The following is a 15,593-nucleotide window of genomic DNA, read 5'->3' as shown; positions in this document are numbered from 1 at the left end:
GCTATATTTTCTCCCTTACCTGATTCCAGAACTCGGCCACCCCTTTGAACCAGCCTTCCACAAATTGTTTCTCATGGTCAATGCCGCCGCCAACCGCATATCTGGCCAGGTCGTGCTCCTGGTAGATTTTTTCAAAATAGGTTTTATACTGGTTGTCCTTGATGAGTTGATACGTGTCTTCAAGATGTAATACGTGCATGAGATCTTCAAAATGGGCGGACCTGGCCCAGCGTCCCCCTTCCTTTTTACCTGATTTGAAGAATTCTTTCTCCCAGAGCATTTTCTCCTGTTTCAGGCGCCGGATGATATCGGGCATATCCAAATCCTCTGAAAAGCGTTTCTTGAATTCTTCTTTTTTTTGAATCGCCTCGGTTACGGCTTCCTGAAACATCTGGGAGAAATTAAATGAATCCCGCCATTCTTTCAGTTTTTCGTGGAGCATGTCCGGAATGCTCAAGGTAATTTTCTGGGCCATGACTGCTTCCTGGGTTTTTGGTTTCGAGTTTAATCCGTATCACATCATTCTATACGTAATGATTTTTAAGGTACGTGTCAAATAAATTATTTACACGAAGAGTTGTTTTCTTCTTTATCATTGCCCGGGTTTTAGTATAAGGTAGCCCAAAACCAGGTTGATTCAACTCTATTCCTTGTTTTTTAACGTCAAACCAGATATATAAAAATGCCATTATGCCCAGCGAACTCATTGCAAATTTAGGTTCTTTCACACTCAGGCTCATTGAATCCTTTGGCCGGTTCTGCCTCTTCTTTGTCTCTGGTGCGGCCCAGATATTTGTCCTGCCGCTCCAGTCCGACAAGATCCTTGAACAGGTCTGGTTCATCGGGGCCAAATCCATCTTCGTCATTGTACTGACCGGTCTGTTTACCGGCATGGTTCTGGGACTTCAGGGATATTACTCCCTGGTCAACTTCGGATCCGAAGCCGCCCTGGGATCTGCCGTGTCCCTGACCCTGATCCGGGAACTGGGCCCGGTGCTCAGCGCCATTATGATCACGGCCAGGGCCGGGTCTGCCATGGCCGCAGAAATCGGTGTCATGCGGATATCCGAACAGATCGACGCTCTCATGACCATGCAGATCAACCCCAAGCGTTTTGTATTTACCCCGAGACTTGTGGCGGCCGTGATCAGCTTTCCCCTGCTTACCGCCCTGTTTGATGTGGTGGGGATATTCGGGGGGTATCTGACCGGATCGGTGATGCTGGGAATCAACAAGGCGGTTTATATGGATAAAGTCATCTCCAGCGTGGTCATGGAAGATATCAACGGCGGTTTTGTAAAAGCTTTTGTCTTTGCCGTCATCGTTACCAGCATCTGCTGTTTCCAGGGATATTACACCCATCTGGGAGGCAAGGGAGGCAAGGGCGCCAAAGGCGTTTCCATGTCCACGACCAACTCCGTGGTTCAATCCTGTGTCTATATTCTGATTTTTGATTATATCATTACTTATTTTTCGGTTTAAAAAAATGGAACCTGCTCTGATAGAATTCAAAAATATCAAGAAAAGCTTCGGCACCAACCACGTGCTCAAGGGGATCAATCTCTCCATCACCAAGGGACTGATTACCGCCATTATCGGTAAAAGCGGTACGGGGAAATCTGTCCTGCTCAAACATATCATCGGTCTCATCCAACCCGATTCCGGACAATTGTTGTTTGAGGGGCAGCCCATTGATCATATCTCCCGGAAAAAAAAGAATGCCCTTCAAAGGGATCTCAGCTATATGTTCCAGGACAATGCCCTGTTTGATTTCATGAACATATACGATAATATTGCCCTGCCCCTGAAGGAGGCTCGCAGACAGGCCGGACAGACCGACATCTCCATTCGGGATAAAGTAGACCAGCGCATGAACCAGCTCGGCCTGGAAGGGATCCAGGAGAAGTTCCCCCAGCAGTTGTCCGGCGGGATGAAAAAAAGGGTGGCCCTGGCAAGGGCCCTGGTCACAAACCCGAAAATCGTCCTTTTTGACGAACCCACCACAGGTCTTGATCCTGTGAGAAAAAGAAATGTTCATACCATGATCCAAGAGTATCAGGAAAAATTCGGGTTTACGGCTGTAATTGTGAGCCATGATATCCCCGAGATATTTGATGTGGCCCAGAAAATCGCCATGCTGGATGAAGGCTTGATCATCTTTGAAGGGACCCGGGATGAACTTTTCACCTCAGATTCTGATCGGCTGAATCATTTTATTCATGGCCGGGAATCCTGAGACGGCTCAAATTTATCATGCATCAAACAGGAAACAATATTTAGGAATTCATGATGGAATCTAGGAAAAAAGAATTTTACGTGGGTTTTTTTGTACTGATCGGCCTGCTGGCTTCAGCATATCTTTTTATATCCCTGGGGGAAATCAAGCTTTTTTCAAAGGACCAATATTCGGTTTACGGATATTTTTCATCGGTCTCCGGGCTGAAGCAGGGTGCCCGGGTGGAAATGGCAGGGGTCCCCATAGGAAGCGTTTCCTCTATAACCATAGACCGGGAACGTCTGGTGGCAAAAGTGAGTTTTGCCGTCGATAAAAAAATTGAACTGACCGAAGATTCCATTGCCTCGGTGAAAACTTCTGGTATAATAGGTGAAAAATACGTGGACATTTCACCGGGCGGGTCTGAGTTTCCTTTGGAAGATGGTGATGAAATAGAGAATACGGAATCCTCCCTTGACATTGAATCTCTGGTAAGAAAATTTATTTTTAGTGATGAAAAAAAATAAACGTATAGACGAAATAAAATATCGGTTTCTATTGAGTGTTCTGTTGATCCCATGTCTTATTTTCTTTATGGGAAGTCACTCCCTGCTCAGGGCCCAGGAATCGACTCCCCAGCCATATGAAGCCCAGGCACGGGAAGAGCTTGAAAAATTTTTAAACGACATGATCTCCCTGATCCAGGAGACCAATCATTCCGTTTCCGCCGAGGAGAGAGAAAAGCGGCTCCATGACAGGGCCATGGAGAACTTTGATTTTTCAACTTTTTCCCAACTCTCCCTGGGCAGGAAATACCGGTCTTTTTCAAAGAAGCAGCAGGAGGAGTTTATCCTCTATTTTTCCCGCCTCATTTCCAAAACATATGTTTCCCGGCTTGAGGGTCAGAATGTGGACAATATCAAGGTCCAATATGATGAGACCCGGTCCCTGAAACCCAGGAAAAATATATTGAGGGTCGATGCCTCCACCCGGCTCATTCAATCGGATGTTTCCATCCCCATCATTTACAGACTGATCCAAAAAGATCAGACGGACTGGAAAATATACGATGTCCAGATCGAAGGGGTAAGCATGGCGGCCAATTACCGGGACCAGTTCCGGCAGGCGGTCTCAGATTCACCCGAAAAAATTATCAATGACCTTAAAGAGAAGTTAAAAGAATGAAGAAAAAACTTCCCTTCCTTATGACCTTGGCCATGGCAGGGCTATTGTTGATCTCCGCTCCAAAAGGAAATGCAGAGGAACTCAATCCCATTGAACCTGTATTGATTGAATCTTTTCGGACTCAAGAAGGAGTTTCAGCCAGCTCATCTTCCATGATTTTACTGGCACAATCCGATGGTTCAGCAGAGGAAACCGAAGACGAACTGGATCTGTTTGAAGAATATGAAGAGGGAAATGATCAGACCATTTCAATTGCAGATCCCCTCTACGGTTTTAACTATGCCATGTACACCTTGAACGATTTTTTCTATTTTTACGCCCTCAAGCCGGTTGCCCGGGGGTATGGGGCCGTTGTCCCGACGATTGCCAGAAAAGGAATCAATAATTTTTTTCACAATCTTCTCTTTCCCGTCCGGTTTGTCAATAATGTTCTCCAGGGAAAATTGGACCGGGCCGGGGATGAGGTCGGTATTTTCCTGGCCAATTCCACTGCCGGTGTACTGGGATTCAACCCGGTGGCCCAGAAGCATCTGGGAATGAAAACCTCGGAAGAAGACCTGGGCCAGACCCTGGGATCATGGAAAATCGGAAACGGGTTCTATATTGTTTTGCCCATATTGGGTCCGTCCACCCTGAGGGACGCCCTGGGCGATATCGGAGATTCTTTTATCACGCCGGTAAATTATGCAGAACCCTGGGAACTCTACTGGGGAGCCACTGCCACGGATAAGATAAACCGGACCTCCTTTAGAATCGGTGATTACGAAGCCCTGAAAGAGGCCTCCCTGGATCCCTATGTGGCCATCCGCAACGCCTATATCCAGAACCGCAGCGCCCTGATCGAAAAATAGATCAAGACTGGGGATGGATGGATTCCCTTCCATCCCGTTCAACCCTCTTACAGGGGAAAAAGATCTCTTCTCCGGTTGGGAAGAAAATACCGCATCCTGTGGGAGCGCACATGCTCCAGGATTTCAGGGTCGAGTTCAACCCTGTGGATCTGCTCTTTGTTGTCAAGGGACCGGGATACGATATTCCCGTCAGGTCCCAGGACCAGGGCGAGTCCCGGAAAATTCAACCCGGTCCCGTTATCGCCGGTCTGGTTAACAGCGGCGATAAAGATTCCGTTGTCAAAGGCCCGGGCACTGAGGTGACGCATCCAGGACTCGTATTTCTCCCGGGAGCTTCCCCTGGGTGAGGCATGGGGAAGAAAAATCACATCTGCCTCCTGCTCGGCCATGGCCGTGGACAATTCCGGAAAATGAGCGTCGTAACAGAGCTGGATCCCGAATTTCAATTGGCGGCCCGAAAAAATCCGGGCCTCATGTCCGGCAGAGAAATAAGGTTTTTCATTGGGAGCCGTGTGAATTTTCCGATAGATTTCCACCGGTTTACCAGGATGAAACACGAGATGACTCGCGTAAATGCGGTCTTCATCACCTGACACCTGTTCCGCAAGACCGGTGAGAATGGTGATCCCCAGATTTCCGGCCAGGGATGAAAACTTTTCCGTGATTTGATCGCTGAGGGGACGGGCAATCTGCCTGATCTTCTTGCCGGCGGTATATCCGGTGAGGTTCATCTCCGGGAAAATGATGATATCAGCCTTGTCGACGGCCGCCCTGGAAACGAAGTCGATTGTGGAGTTTAAATTTATTTCAAATTCCCCTGCAACACAGTTTTGAACGACAAGGGCAAGGGTCAGCTTTTTCATAGCCTGAAATTGGCGGAAATTTTGAAGAGTCGGGTGGCCGGCAGGTTGAGAATGGTATCGACTCCTGTTTTACGGGATATCTCCTCAAGACTCTCCTGGATCATTTCCCTTGACGGGGCAATAAAGGTAAACCAGATATTGAAGGAGTGGTCCCGCTGATAATTGTGGGTCACTCCGGAATAGGCATTGACGGTCCGGGTGAAAAGATCGACTTTCTCCGGGTCCACCTTTGCGGCGCACAGGGTGGAATAATATCCCAGACGGTCCGGGCTGAAATTCCCGCCGATTCTCCGGATGATCCCTTCATCCTTGAGAGCCTTTATCCGCTTTATCAGCTGGTCCTCGTTCATGTTCAAGCGGTCTGCCAGGATCCTGTAAGGTCTGGCATCAATGGGAAAATCCGTCTGGATGGTGTTAAGTATCCTCTTATCCGCCTCATCAATGGGCGAAGGAGGGGAATTTTTCAGGGACATATGAACTCCTGGGGGTCTTTTCTGCCGGGTCCCAGCATACAACAAAAGGGGCTCTGTTTACAGACAGAGCCCCTTTTATTTAGATGGATCTAGAATTTCTTTGCTTGGTTTTGTTCAGATGTACTATACACATCCGGTCGGTTTGGGCAGACCAGCCATTTTACAGGCGCCTTTACCCGGTCCTGAGGGGAAGAGTTCGTAGATGTGTTTCAGTTTGAACTTGGTAAGTTTGGACAGTACCCGTACCATGGGTGCGATACCGTTTTTCTCGTAGTAGTCCTGGAGAACCTTAACGACCTGCCAGTGTTCGTCTGACATCTCTTCGATGCCTTCCTGGGATTTAACGTATTCTACCCATTCTTCTGAATAAAGATTGTAGTCGAGAAGGAAACCGTCTTCATCAATTTCGAAACTCTTCCCGTTAAACTCGATTGTTGCCATTTAAAAATTCCTCCTGTAAAAGTTTTTTTACTATCATCTTAAGACATAGCCGTCTTTGCTTTAAAGGTTAGCCTATGATAATTGAGAACTTAACATAGCTCAGCAATCTACTATTGTCAACAAAGAATCCTGGTTCTTTTTAAAAATACTCACCATTAAAAACACCGGTATATTAGTATTCTTTGGGGGTGAGATTGATCTGTTCCAAAGTAAAAACCGGACCGTCTTTGCAGACCAGTTCCTTTCCGATATTACACCTTCCGCACATTCCGATTCCGCACTTCATCCGGTTCTCCAGAGACATGATGATCTGATCGGGTTTGTATCCCAGCTGGGTGAGGGCCGGCTGGGTAAATTTGATCATGATGGGAGGCCCGCAGACAATGGCATAGGTATCTTCATCGGCCTTGGGAGCATTCTGCTCCACGACCTGGGGAACGAATCCCACATGGTATTTCCAGTCCGGATCATCGGTGCCGTCCACGGTGATATGCATATTTATGTCAGACCGTTTTTCCCAGTCGTAGAGCTCTTCCCGGTAAAGAAGCATGCCAGGAGACCGGGCCCCGTATACCACGTCTATATTCTTAAACTTATCCCGGTTGGCCGGATCAAGCATATAGACGATGGAAGAGCGCAGGGTTGTAAAGGCAAATCCGCCGCCGATGATGACCACGTTTTTGTTTTCAAGGGTTTCCCAGGGATACCAGTTGCCCATGGGGCCCCGGATGCCCATGATATCTCCCTTTTTCATATTGTGCAGATGGGAGGTAACCACACCGGTCCGAAACACGGTGAATTTAACAAAGCCCTTTTCAACCGGGGAAGAGGCGATTCCAATGGGAATTTCTCCCACCCCGGGGATGGACAATTCGGCAAACTGGCCGGCTTTATAGGCAAACTTTTCTTCATCTTCCGGGTTCAGAAAAACAAATGTAAAGGTTTTCAGGGATTTGTCTTCCGTTGCCACCTCTATATCATCAATGCGAACCGGGTAGGGCAGATAGGGGTTTTCCATGGTGTTTCCTCCTTTGTTCGCTATTCAGCTTTCTCGTAATTGTTCATGGTCTTGCATACCTGGCGGATGTCGATGTTCACGGGGCAGCTCTTGACACACCGGCCGCATCCCACGCACATGATCCCGGCATCATATTTGTCCAGAAAGTATTTCAGTTTGTGCATGAACCGCTGCCTCACTCTCTGGACCTTGACCCCCCTTGGATTGTGGCCCGAGGCGTGGTGGGTGAACAGAGGAGACATGCAGGTGTCCCAGTTTCGAAACCGGCTTGATTCTTTGAGTTTGGTCTCGTCCTGGATGTCAAAGCACCAGCAGGTGGGGCAGACAAAGGTACAGGTGCCGCAGTTGATGCATGAAAAGGCAATATCGTCCCAGAATGGGGCCTCGTGGAGATCCAATATGGTCTTTTCCTTGAGTCCGCCGGTTGGAACCTGGGAGGTAATTGACTTTTCAGCCTCTTTCCTGAGAATGTCGAACAAAGCCCGGCTCTCTTTTTCATCGGCTGCCCCGGAAAACCCGCAGGCCGCGGCATAGGCCTCGCCCTTGGGGGTGAGGATCTTTGCCAGGTACTTGTCGTCCATATCGGCCAGAAGAATATCCAGACCCTCTTCGGAAAAGGGTCCTGTGCCGGCGGAAAGGCTGAAATCAAATGGGCCGGGTTTGTTGACGGCCAGGCCCACAAAGGTGGTGGCTTCATAGGCGTCGCACCAGTAAGGGTCCCGGTAATCCTCGGTGTCAAAGTTCATCTTGACTAGCTGAACCGCCTTGGCATCATAGGGCCGGATTCCCAGAACAGCCCTTGGGGAGAGGTCGTTTCCGGCCCGTTTCATGATATGATGGTCATCCTTGGATTCATCCAGGGTGGTGACCAATATTTTTTCCGTCTGGGGAAAGAGAACGGATTTGGCCGACATGACCGTATCCGGGGCGTCCATTTCCGGCTGGGTATCGTTTTCAAGTTCTTTGAATATACAGCCGTTGTCACTGGTCACCGGACCGAATAGGCGATAGCTTCCCCTGGATTTATCAATGCCCTGGGCCCAGTCTTTTTTATCAATATTTATAAAGTTCATGGCAATCCCTTTTCTCTACTTGATAAAATCATTTGGATCTTCCGGACTGTACGCATCCAGAGGAGGACGTTTACTGAGATCAAGGCCGGCTTCCCAGCCGAAGAGATCCAGGGCGTCCTTGTTGAGCTTTCGGGTAAAATCCCGGACGTTGATGCCCATGGGGCAGGCCTCCACGCAGGCGCCGCAGTCGGTGCAGCGGCCGGCACAATGAAATGCCCGTAAGAAATGAAAGGTCTGAACATCGGTCTTGTCCTGGCCCTTGCCCACCCACTGGGGGCCGGATTCGTCCACAAAACAGGTGGGGCAGTAACAGAGCGGGCAGGCATTCCTGCAGGCGTAACAGCGGATGCAATTGGCTGTTAATTCTTCAAAATGGGCCCACCGGGCTTCAGTATCCAGGGCCTCTATTTCATCCACATCCGGGAACGGGTTGTCCAGGGCCGGCGTTTCAATCTCCTCTCCGGCCATGACGTCAAAGAGAACCGGATTGGGATGGGTGCAATATCTGCAGTTGTCCCGCAGAACATCCGCCTTTTGAAGTGTCTCTTCCTTTGAAGCCGAAGTAACAATGATCTTCCCGTCTGCCTCTGTGAAGCCTGTGATCTCATCCTCAAAAAGGGCGGCGATCTTTCTCTTGTCCACCATGCCCGTGCAGGGCACGCCGATGATGTAGATCTGATTCCGCTGGACCTGGTTTTCAACGATGTGGGTGACAATGTTTCTGGAATCGCACCCCTTGGCGATCACGCCTGTCTTTCCCTTGAGTCCGCGGATGTAATTGGCAAGGTTGAGCCCGCATGTGGAATTGAAGGTCAGTTTTGCCACATCTGCACCGGATCTGACGGCAACGGGACTTGCGGCCATGGGAATGGTTCCTTCAGCAAAACCGATCACCTGATCCACCTCACCCTTTTCCAGCAGGTCGGCAGAGAGCTGTCTAATTTTTTCGATGCAAGTATCCATCAGCTGTAGTCCTTTACAAATTTTTTGTTGGGTCCCAAAGCCCGGACCTTGTCCGTAATCTCTTTGACCACATCCACGAACTTGGTGGCTTCGGCGGAAGAGATCCAGGAAAAATGAACCCGGTCCCTTTCGATCCCCATGTGTTCCAGTAGATTTCCCATCAAAGCAAACTTCCTGCGTGCATAGTAATTACCGTCCAGGTAATGGCATTCGCCGGGATGTCAGCCGGATACCCAGACCGCATCTGCCCCTTCCCGCAGGGAGGAGAGGATGAATTTCGGGCTCATCCGTCCGGTGCAGGGAATCCGGATCACCCGGATATCGGCCGGGTATTCCATCCGGCTCACCCCTGCCAGGTCGGCGGCCCCGTAGGAACACCAATTGCACAGGAAACTGACGATTTTAATATTTTCTTCAGACATGAATTTTTTCTCCTTTATCCTGCTTCACCCAAAGCGTAAATTTGTGAAAAAATCTGATTGGTATCAAATCCTTTAAGGTGGATGGCGCCCGACCGGCAGGAAGCCACGCAGAGTCCGCAGCCCTTGCACAGGACGGCATTGACTTCGGCCTTGCCCTGGAACCGTCCTTCGGCCACAAAACCGGGAGCGGAATAGGGACAGATGGATACGCATACCCCGCAGGCAGAGCATTTCATCTGATCCACCCTGGCAATGGTGCCCGAGGTGAACAGGCTGTCCTTTTTGGCCAGCAGGGTCAGTGCCCTGGATGCGGCAGCCCGTCCCTGGGTGGCAGCCTCGTTGAGGGGTTTGGGATAGTGGCCGGAACCGGCGACAAAAACCCCGTCAGTGGCAAACTCGGCCGGGCCCAGTTTGGCATGTTTTTCAACGAAAAAGCCCTCATCATTGAGGGGGACCTTGTAAAAATTGGCCAGCCGGTCATCCCGATTGGGAATGATGGCCGTAGCCAGAGTCAGAAGATCCGCTTCAATGGTGACGGGTCGGTTCAGGACATGGTCAATGAGGTTAATCTTTACGCTATCCTTATCAAAAGAGACCTCGGGTTTCCTATCCCTTTCATACCGGATAAAGATCACCCCCATTTCCCTTGCCTTTTTATAGAGAAGTTCCCGTTCCCCGTAGGTCCGGATATCTCTATAAAGGATAAAGACATCCATGCCGGGATCTTTCTTTTTCAGTTCTAGGGCGTTATCAATAGAATGGGTGCAGCAGACCCGGGAACAATAGGGCCGGTCCGGCTGCCTGGAGCCCACGCACTGGATAAAGACGGCGGATTTTACCTGGTCCAGCCGGCTGTCCTTTTCCATGAACATCCTGTCCAGGTCCAGGGTGGTGATGATCCTGTCGTCCTTGCCGAATTGATACTCGTCCGGTTCAAAGGCACGGGCCCCGGTGGCCATAACACTGACCCCGTATTCGAGTTCAAAGGGCTTTCCGTCCTTTTGCAGGCTGGATTTAAAATTGCCCACAAATCCGTCCACTGATTCAAGTGTGGTGTTGGTATGGACCGTGATCTTGTCATTGGCCTCGATTTCCCGGACCAATTCCGTGAGCTTTTCCTGGATATCCTCACCCTGGGGGGTCTTATACAGGTTCAGGGCCTGTCCCCCGAGTTTTTCTTCTTTTTCAACGATGTGGGTTTCATACCCCTGGGTGGCCAGACTCTTGGCCGCTGTCATGCCGGCGAGTCCGCCGCCGATGACCATGACCGTATCGTTGACGTTGATCTTTTCCTCGTTGAGGGGCTCGGCCAGGGCTGCCTTGGCCACGGCCATTCTTACCAGGTCCTTAGCCTTGGATGTGGCGATCTCCGGGTTGTTCTTGTGGACCCAGGAGTTGTGGTTCCGGATATTGGTCATCTCAAACAGGTACTTGTTCAGTCCTGCGTTTTTCAGAGTTTCCTGGAACAGAGGCTCATGGGTTTTAGGGGTACAGGCCGCCACCACGATGCGGTTGAGGTTCTTTTCTTTGATGTACTCCACCATCTTGTCCTGGGCATCCTGGGAGCAGGCATACATGGCTTCGTCGGCAAATTCCACATAGGGCAGACCGGCCGCATATTCCGTGACATGGGCGCAGTCCACCACGCCCTTGATATTGGATCCGCAGTCACAGATAAATACCCCGATTCTCGGCCGCTCCCCGATTACATTGGTCTCGGAGATGGTCTCCACTTCCTTGGTCAGGGTGTTCCGGGCCTCGCTTAAGGCATCCCCGGCAGCCGAGGCAGCCGCACTGGCATCCAGGACAGATTCCGGGATATCCTTGGGGTTGTTGAATACACCGGAAACGTAGATACCGTCCCGGGTGGTGGACACCGGTTCAAAGGAATCGGTCTTGCAGAAACCGCTTTCCGTAAGTTCAATCCCCAGACGGTCGGCAAGATCCTTTGTCTGCTGGGTGATTTCAAGGCCTACGGAGAGAACGATCATATCAAAGGCGTCATTGACCATATTGCCCTGTTCATCCACGTACTGGATGTTGAGATCGTGGGTATCCCGGTCTTCGGTCACCGTGTGGACCCGGGAACGGATAAAGTTGATCCCGTGTTTGTCCTTGGCGTTCTCGTAATATTTTTCAAACTCCTTGCCCGGGGTCCTCATGTCCATGAAGAAGATGGAGCAGTCCAGGTCTCCTCCGGCATGTTCCTTGGCAATGATGGCTTCCTTGACCGCGTACATGCAGCAGACCGAAGAGCAGTATGCATTGTCGCATTTATTCACATCCCTGGATCCCACGCACTGGAACCAGGCGATCTTCTTGGGATCTTTCCGTTTTTCCGCCAGGGCCTTGTCCTTTTTCTTTTTGGGCTTTAAGGGCAGCTTGGGGAATGTGGTCACATGTCCCATGGTGGGGCCGGAGGCGGAAAGGATCCTCTCAAACTCCATGGAGGTCACCACGTTGGGATAATTTGCATACTGGTAATTGTCAAACCGGGTGGGATCAAAGGGGGCAAATCCCGGGGACAGAATAATGGAACCTGCATTGACAGTTAGAGTTTGTTCGGTCTGGGCGTAATCAATGGCGTTTGCCGGACAGACCTCCTCGCAGGTACCGCATTTGTCCTTGGTCAGCTTGAGGCAGACATCCGGATTGATTCCGTATTTCAGGGGGACTGCCTGGGGATATTCCACATAGATGGCGGTTCTTGTGACCAGATTGGCATTGTACTGGTCCTCGAATTTACCCGGGCACTTCTCTGTGCAGGCCCCGCAGCCCACGCAGAGGTCCTCGTTCACATATCTGGGCTTTTTCAGGATTTCGACCTGAAAATTGCCCTTTTCACCTTCAACTTTTTTAACCTCTGAAAGGGTTAAAAGTTCAATATTTAAATGCCGGCCGACCTCGACCAGTGTGGGTGAGATAATTCACATTGCACAGTCATTGGTCGGAAAGGTCTTGTCCAGCTGGGACATGACCCCACCGATGGACGGACCTTTTTCAACCAGGTAGACATAAAATCCGGAATTTGCAAGATCAAGGGCAGAAAGCATGCCGGATATACCGCCGCCGATCACCACCACTGATCCGGTTGTTTGAGTTCCCATTATCAATATCTCCTGTTTGGGTTCGTGGAACTAAGCACAAATAGCCAAAGGGTTTAACGTATGATCCCCCGGGCAAAAGCCGGTTTTTCATCCCTTAAACCGTTGTTCGTGATTAAAGATTTATGTTATAAGGCACTATTTCAGCCATTGTCAACCTCAACCTGGTATAAAGGCAGGACTAAATTCAATTCAGTCAGTTATCCGGGTTCACGGGAAACCGGGACCGGATCAGGCTCTACTTGATATGAAGAAAATACTTACCATCTGCGGCCCTACAGGGATCGGAAAAACCGGTTTTGCCATCCGGCTTGCCCGGGCCTTTGACGGGGAGATCATCGGGGCCGATTCCATGCAGATCTATAAGCATATGAATATCGGCACGGCCAAGCCCGATGAAGAGGAAAGGGAACAGGTGGTCCACCACATGGTTGATTTCCTGGATCCGAAAATCGAATTTGATGCGGGTCAATACGCCCGGCAGGCCGGCCAGGTCATTGATGAACTGGCAAAAAAGGGGAAGATGCCCATTGTTGCCGGGGGCACGGGTTTTTATATCCGGGCCCTTCTTTACGGTCTGTTCCGGTCCCGGCCGGTGTGCGAGAAAACCATTTCCAGGCTTACGGAACAGCTTCATGAAAAGGGGAGTTCATATTTGTATGAGCAACTCAAGGCCTGTGACCCGGCCGCCGCCCAAAAGATTCACCCCAATGACAGCTTCAGGCTGGTCAGGGCTCTTGAGGTCTATTCCACCACGGGCAAACCCATTTCACACCAGCAGCAGGACCATGATTTCAAGGATCAAAAATTTGAAAGCCTGACCCTGGGGCTCTCCATGGACAGGGAGAGGCTCTATGAAAGGATCAATAAACGAGTGGACATGATGATGGACCAGGGCCTGCTCAGGGAGGTGGCGGATCTTGTGGAAAAGGGGTATTCCCTGGATCTCAAATCCATGCAGTCCATCGGCTACCGCCATATGGGCATGTTTTTAAAGGAAGAGGTCGATCTTGACGAGGCTGTCCGTCTGCTGAAACGGGATACCCGCAGATATGCCAAACGCCAGTTCACCTGGTTTAAAAAAGAACCCGGAATCATCTGGGTCAATCCCGAAGAGTTCTCCAGGGCTCAACAGATTGTGAATGATTTTTTGACATAAGTTCGGTTTTTACATATAGTTCGGTTTTTGAAATTTATATCCTTTGGATAGTAAGAGGTAAACCCGTTCATTGGAATTGAATATACAATGAGTAAGAAAAGAAGATTTTGCATGAGAACCGCAGCGGTTCTGCTCGGCTTAATGGTTATCGGATGTGCCCAGAAACCCGTTAAAAAACCCATGGAAGAGCACCCGGTTGTCCAGGAAGAAAAAGAACCCGGAATCAAGGCTGAAACTGCGAAACCAGAGGAAAAACCGACCCTGGTAGAGGTGCTCACAGCCCAGGCAGACCTGTTTTCATCCCAGGGAAATTTCATGGATGCCCTTCTGGTGTACAACCAGGCCCTGGCCCAGTCCCAGGACAAAGAATGGGACACCATTCTTTCAAAGATCGAAATCACCCTGGCCCGGGCAGATTCCGCCTTGATCCAAAAGGTCCTCTCCATCGAGAACCTGACCATTCCCGAGCCCCTGCTTCTCTACTGGCTCGGGTTAAACCTCTTGTCCGAAGGGAACAAGCCCGGCGCCAAAGAGGCTCTAACCCAGTTCGTGGGACATTATCCAGACCATCCTTACGCCCTGGACGCCATTGATCTCATTGACGGCATCACCCAGTCGGAAATTAAAAAGGATACTCTTGGATGCCTGCTTCCCCTTTCCGGTAAATACGGAGTCTTTGGCCAGAGGGCTCTCAAGGGAATCGAGCTGGCAATTCAGGATCTCTCCAGAACCCACGGCAGAAATTTCAATGTCATTATAAAGGATACCGGATCAGATCCCCAAAAGGCGGTGACCGGTCTGGAAGAACTTGTGAAGGATAAGGTCATTGGGATTCTGGGGCCGCTTCTGGCCGTTGAGGAGGCCGGAGCACGGGCCCAGGAACTGGGAATTCCCATGATCGCCCTGACCCAGAAACAGGATTTTCCCCTGCAGGGAGATTATCTGTTTTCCAATTTCATTACCCCGGAGATACAGGTCCAGGCCCTGGGTACCTACGCATTCAGAGATCTTGGCATTGAAAAAGTAGCCATTCTTTATCCGGATGAGCGGTATGGAAAAAAATACATGGAATTGTTCTGGGACATGGCCGATGAATTCGGGGTGGATGTGGTCGGGGTGGAAGCCTACCAGGGAAACGAAACCGATTTTACACTTCCCATTCAGAAACTGACCGGAGAGGTTTATCCGCTTCCGGATGAGTTAAAGGAAAGATTTGCCGCCGAGAACCGGGAAATGGGCCCGGAGGGTGAGGTCCTGCCCCTTGAGAATTTTGATTCCCTGGAGACGGACTCAAGGAATTCCCTGACAAAATCTGAAGACAAGATCGAAATCGATTTTCAGGCGGTTTTCATTCCCGACTCAGCCTCCCGCCTCAATCTTCTCCTTCCCCAGCTTGCCTTTTATGATGCCAAGGGGATCGTCCTTCTGGGCACCAATCTCTGGCACGACAAAAGCCTGCTCAAGGGATCCAAGGGATATAACAGGAATGCCGTTATCACCGACGGTTATTTCGGAGACTCTAACCGGCCCGAGACCGCCCGCTTTGAAAAGGAATTTTCAGACCTCTACCAGACCCGGCCCGGATTTCTCGAGGCGGTTTCCTACGATACCATGAAGATTCTTTTTGAAACCAGCCTGGATGAAGCGGTAAACACAAGAAAGGCCTTGAGAGATGCCCTGCTGACGGCCAGGATATTCGAAGGGGTTACGGGAAACACGATCTTTGACCAATCCGGGGCGGCCCGCAAGGAACTTTTCCTGATCACGATCAAACGGGGCCGGTTCATGGAGATCGATAAACAGGGCATCCCGAACAATTAAACTTT

Annotated in this window: 16 protein-coding genes; 7 read left to right on the top strand and 9 right to left on the bottom strand. The window is 50.2% G+C overall.

The window, feature by feature from the left end; genetic code table 11:
* Position 1: 1 nt before the first annotated feature.
* A complete protein-coding gene (locus F608_RS0126335; protein ID WP_022668742.1) occupies positions 2-475 on the bottom strand; it encodes a hypothetical protein in 474 nt (157 codons plus the stop codon).
* Between the two features lie 215 nt (positions 476-690).
* Between F608_RS0126335 and F608_RS0126330 the strand changes: the two genes are divergently transcribed.
* From F608_RS0126330 to F608_RS0126310, 5 genes are read left to right on the top strand one after another with little or no spacing between them, the layout of a single operon-like run.
* The gene (locus tag F608_RS0126330) at positions 691-1,482 is read left to right on the top strand and encodes an MlaE family ABC transporter permease (protein ID WP_022668741.1); all 792 of its coding nucleotides are present in this window, start codon (positions 691-693) and stop codon (positions 1,480-1,482) included.
* Positions 1,483-1,486: 4 nt separating this feature from the next.
* Positions 1,487-2,236, top strand: a complete 750-nt coding sequence (locus tag F608_RS0126325; RefSeq protein ID WP_022668740.1) for an ABC transporter ATP-binding protein — start codon at positions 1,487-1,489, stop codon at positions 2,234-2,236.
* 50 nt (positions 2,237-2,286) lie between these two features.
* Positions 2,287-2,742: an outer membrane lipid asymmetry maintenance protein MlaD gene (mlaD, locus tag F608_RS0126320; protein WP_022668739.1), complete on the top strand. Its 456-nt coding sequence runs from the start codon at positions 2,287-2,289 to the stop codon at positions 2,740-2,742.
* The gene (locus F608_RS35385) at positions 2,729-3,400 is read left to right on the top strand and encodes an MlaC/ttg2D family ABC transporter substrate-binding protein (RefSeq protein ID WP_027363146.1); all 672 of its coding nucleotides are present in this window, start codon (positions 2,729-2,731) and stop codon (positions 3,398-3,400) included. Before mlaD ends, F608_RS35385 begins: the two co-directional genes overlap by 14 nt.
* On the top strand, positions 3,397-4,251 hold the full coding sequence (locus tag F608_RS0126310) for an MlaA family lipoprotein (protein WP_022668737.1): 855 nt from the start codon (positions 3,397-3,399) through the stop codon (positions 4,249-4,251). Before F608_RS35385 ends, F608_RS0126310 begins: the two co-directional genes overlap by 4 nt.
* 47 nt (positions 4,252-4,298) lie before the next feature.
* On the opposite strand, the gene F608_RS0126305 is transcribed toward F608_RS0126310, so the two are convergent.
* The 8 genes from F608_RS0126305 to F608_RS0126265 form a co-directional block, all read right to left on the bottom strand.
* Positions 4,299-5,114 (bottom strand): nitrilase-related carbon-nitrogen hydrolase, encoded by an 816-nt coding sequence (locus F608_RS0126305; RefSeq protein ID WP_022668736.1) that lies wholly within the window; start codon positions 5,112-5,114, stop codon positions 4,299-4,301.
* Entirely contained in the window at positions 5,111-5,587 is a 477-nt protein-coding gene (gene ahbA, locus F608_RS0126300) for a siroheme decarboxylase subunit alpha (RefSeq protein WP_022668734.1), read from the bottom strand. Before ahbA ends, F608_RS0126305 begins: the two co-directional genes overlap by 4 nt.
* 123 nt (positions 5,588-5,710) lie before the next feature.
* Positions 5,711-6,028, bottom strand: a complete 318-nt coding sequence (locus F608_RS0126295) for a TusE/DsrC/DsvC family sulfur relay protein (protein ID WP_022668733.1) — start codon at positions 6,026-6,028, stop codon at positions 5,711-5,713.
* Between the two features lie 172 nt (positions 6,029-6,200).
* Positions 6,201-7,046 (bottom strand): FAD/NAD(P)-binding protein, encoded by an 846-nt coding sequence (locus tag F608_RS0126290; RefSeq protein ID WP_022668732.1) that lies wholly within the window; start codon positions 7,044-7,046, stop codon positions 6,201-6,203.
* Positions 7,047-7,066: 20 nt separating this feature from the next.
* A complete protein-coding gene (locus tag F608_RS0126285) occupies positions 7,067-8,119 on the bottom strand; it encodes a 4Fe-4S dicluster domain-containing protein (RefSeq protein WP_022668731.1) in 1,053 nt (350 codons plus the stop codon).
* A 15-nt stretch (positions 8,120-8,134) separates the two neighbouring features.
* On the bottom strand, positions 8,135-9,082 hold the full coding sequence (locus F608_RS0126280; RefSeq protein ID WP_022668730.1) for a 4Fe-4S dicluster domain-containing protein: 948 nt from the start codon (positions 9,080-9,082) through the stop codon (positions 8,135-8,137).
* Positions 9,082-9,504 (bottom strand): hydrogenase iron-sulfur subunit, encoded by a 423-nt coding sequence (locus tag F608_RS36355; protein WP_153307610.1) that lies wholly within the window; start codon positions 9,502-9,504, stop codon positions 9,082-9,084. The genes F608_RS0126280 and F608_RS36355 overlap by 1 nt, the downstream gene beginning before the upstream one ends.
* A gap of 14 nt (positions 9,505-9,518) precedes the next feature.
* Positions 9,519-12,611 carry a CoB--CoM heterodisulfide reductase iron-sulfur subunit A family protein gene (locus tag F608_RS0126265; protein ID WP_153307609.1) on the bottom strand — a complete coding sequence of 1,031 codons (3,093 nt, stop codon included), beginning with the start codon at positions 12,609-12,611 and terminating at the stop codon, positions 9,519-9,521.
* 244 nt (positions 12,612-12,855) lie between these two features.
* Here F608_RS0126265 and miaA point away from each other — a divergent pair, with 244 nt between their 5' ends.
* Together miaA and F608_RS35380 are read left to right on the top strand one after the other, a co-directional pair.
* Positions 12,856-13,767, top strand: coding sequence for a tRNA (adenosine(37)-N6)-dimethylallyltransferase MiaA (miaA, locus tag F608_RS0126255; RefSeq protein ID WP_022668729.1), 912 nt, complete (start codon positions 12,856-12,858; stop codon positions 13,765-13,767).
* Positions 13,768-13,878: 111 nt separating this feature from the next.
* On the top strand, positions 13,879-15,588 hold the full coding sequence (locus tag F608_RS35380) for a penicillin-binding protein activator (protein ID WP_022668728.1): 1,710 nt from the start codon (positions 13,879-13,881) through the stop codon (positions 15,586-15,588).
* Positions 15,589-15,593: the final 5 nt, after the last annotated feature.

Source organism: Desulfospira joergensenii DSM 10085, from assembly GCF_000420085.1.
GTDB lineage: Bacteria > Desulfobacterota > Desulfobacteria > Desulfobacterales > Desulfobacteraceae > Desulfospira > Desulfospira joergensenii.
The sequence above is the reverse complement of the archived record's forward strand: the minus strand, read 5'-3'. Positions and strand labels throughout refer to the sequence as shown.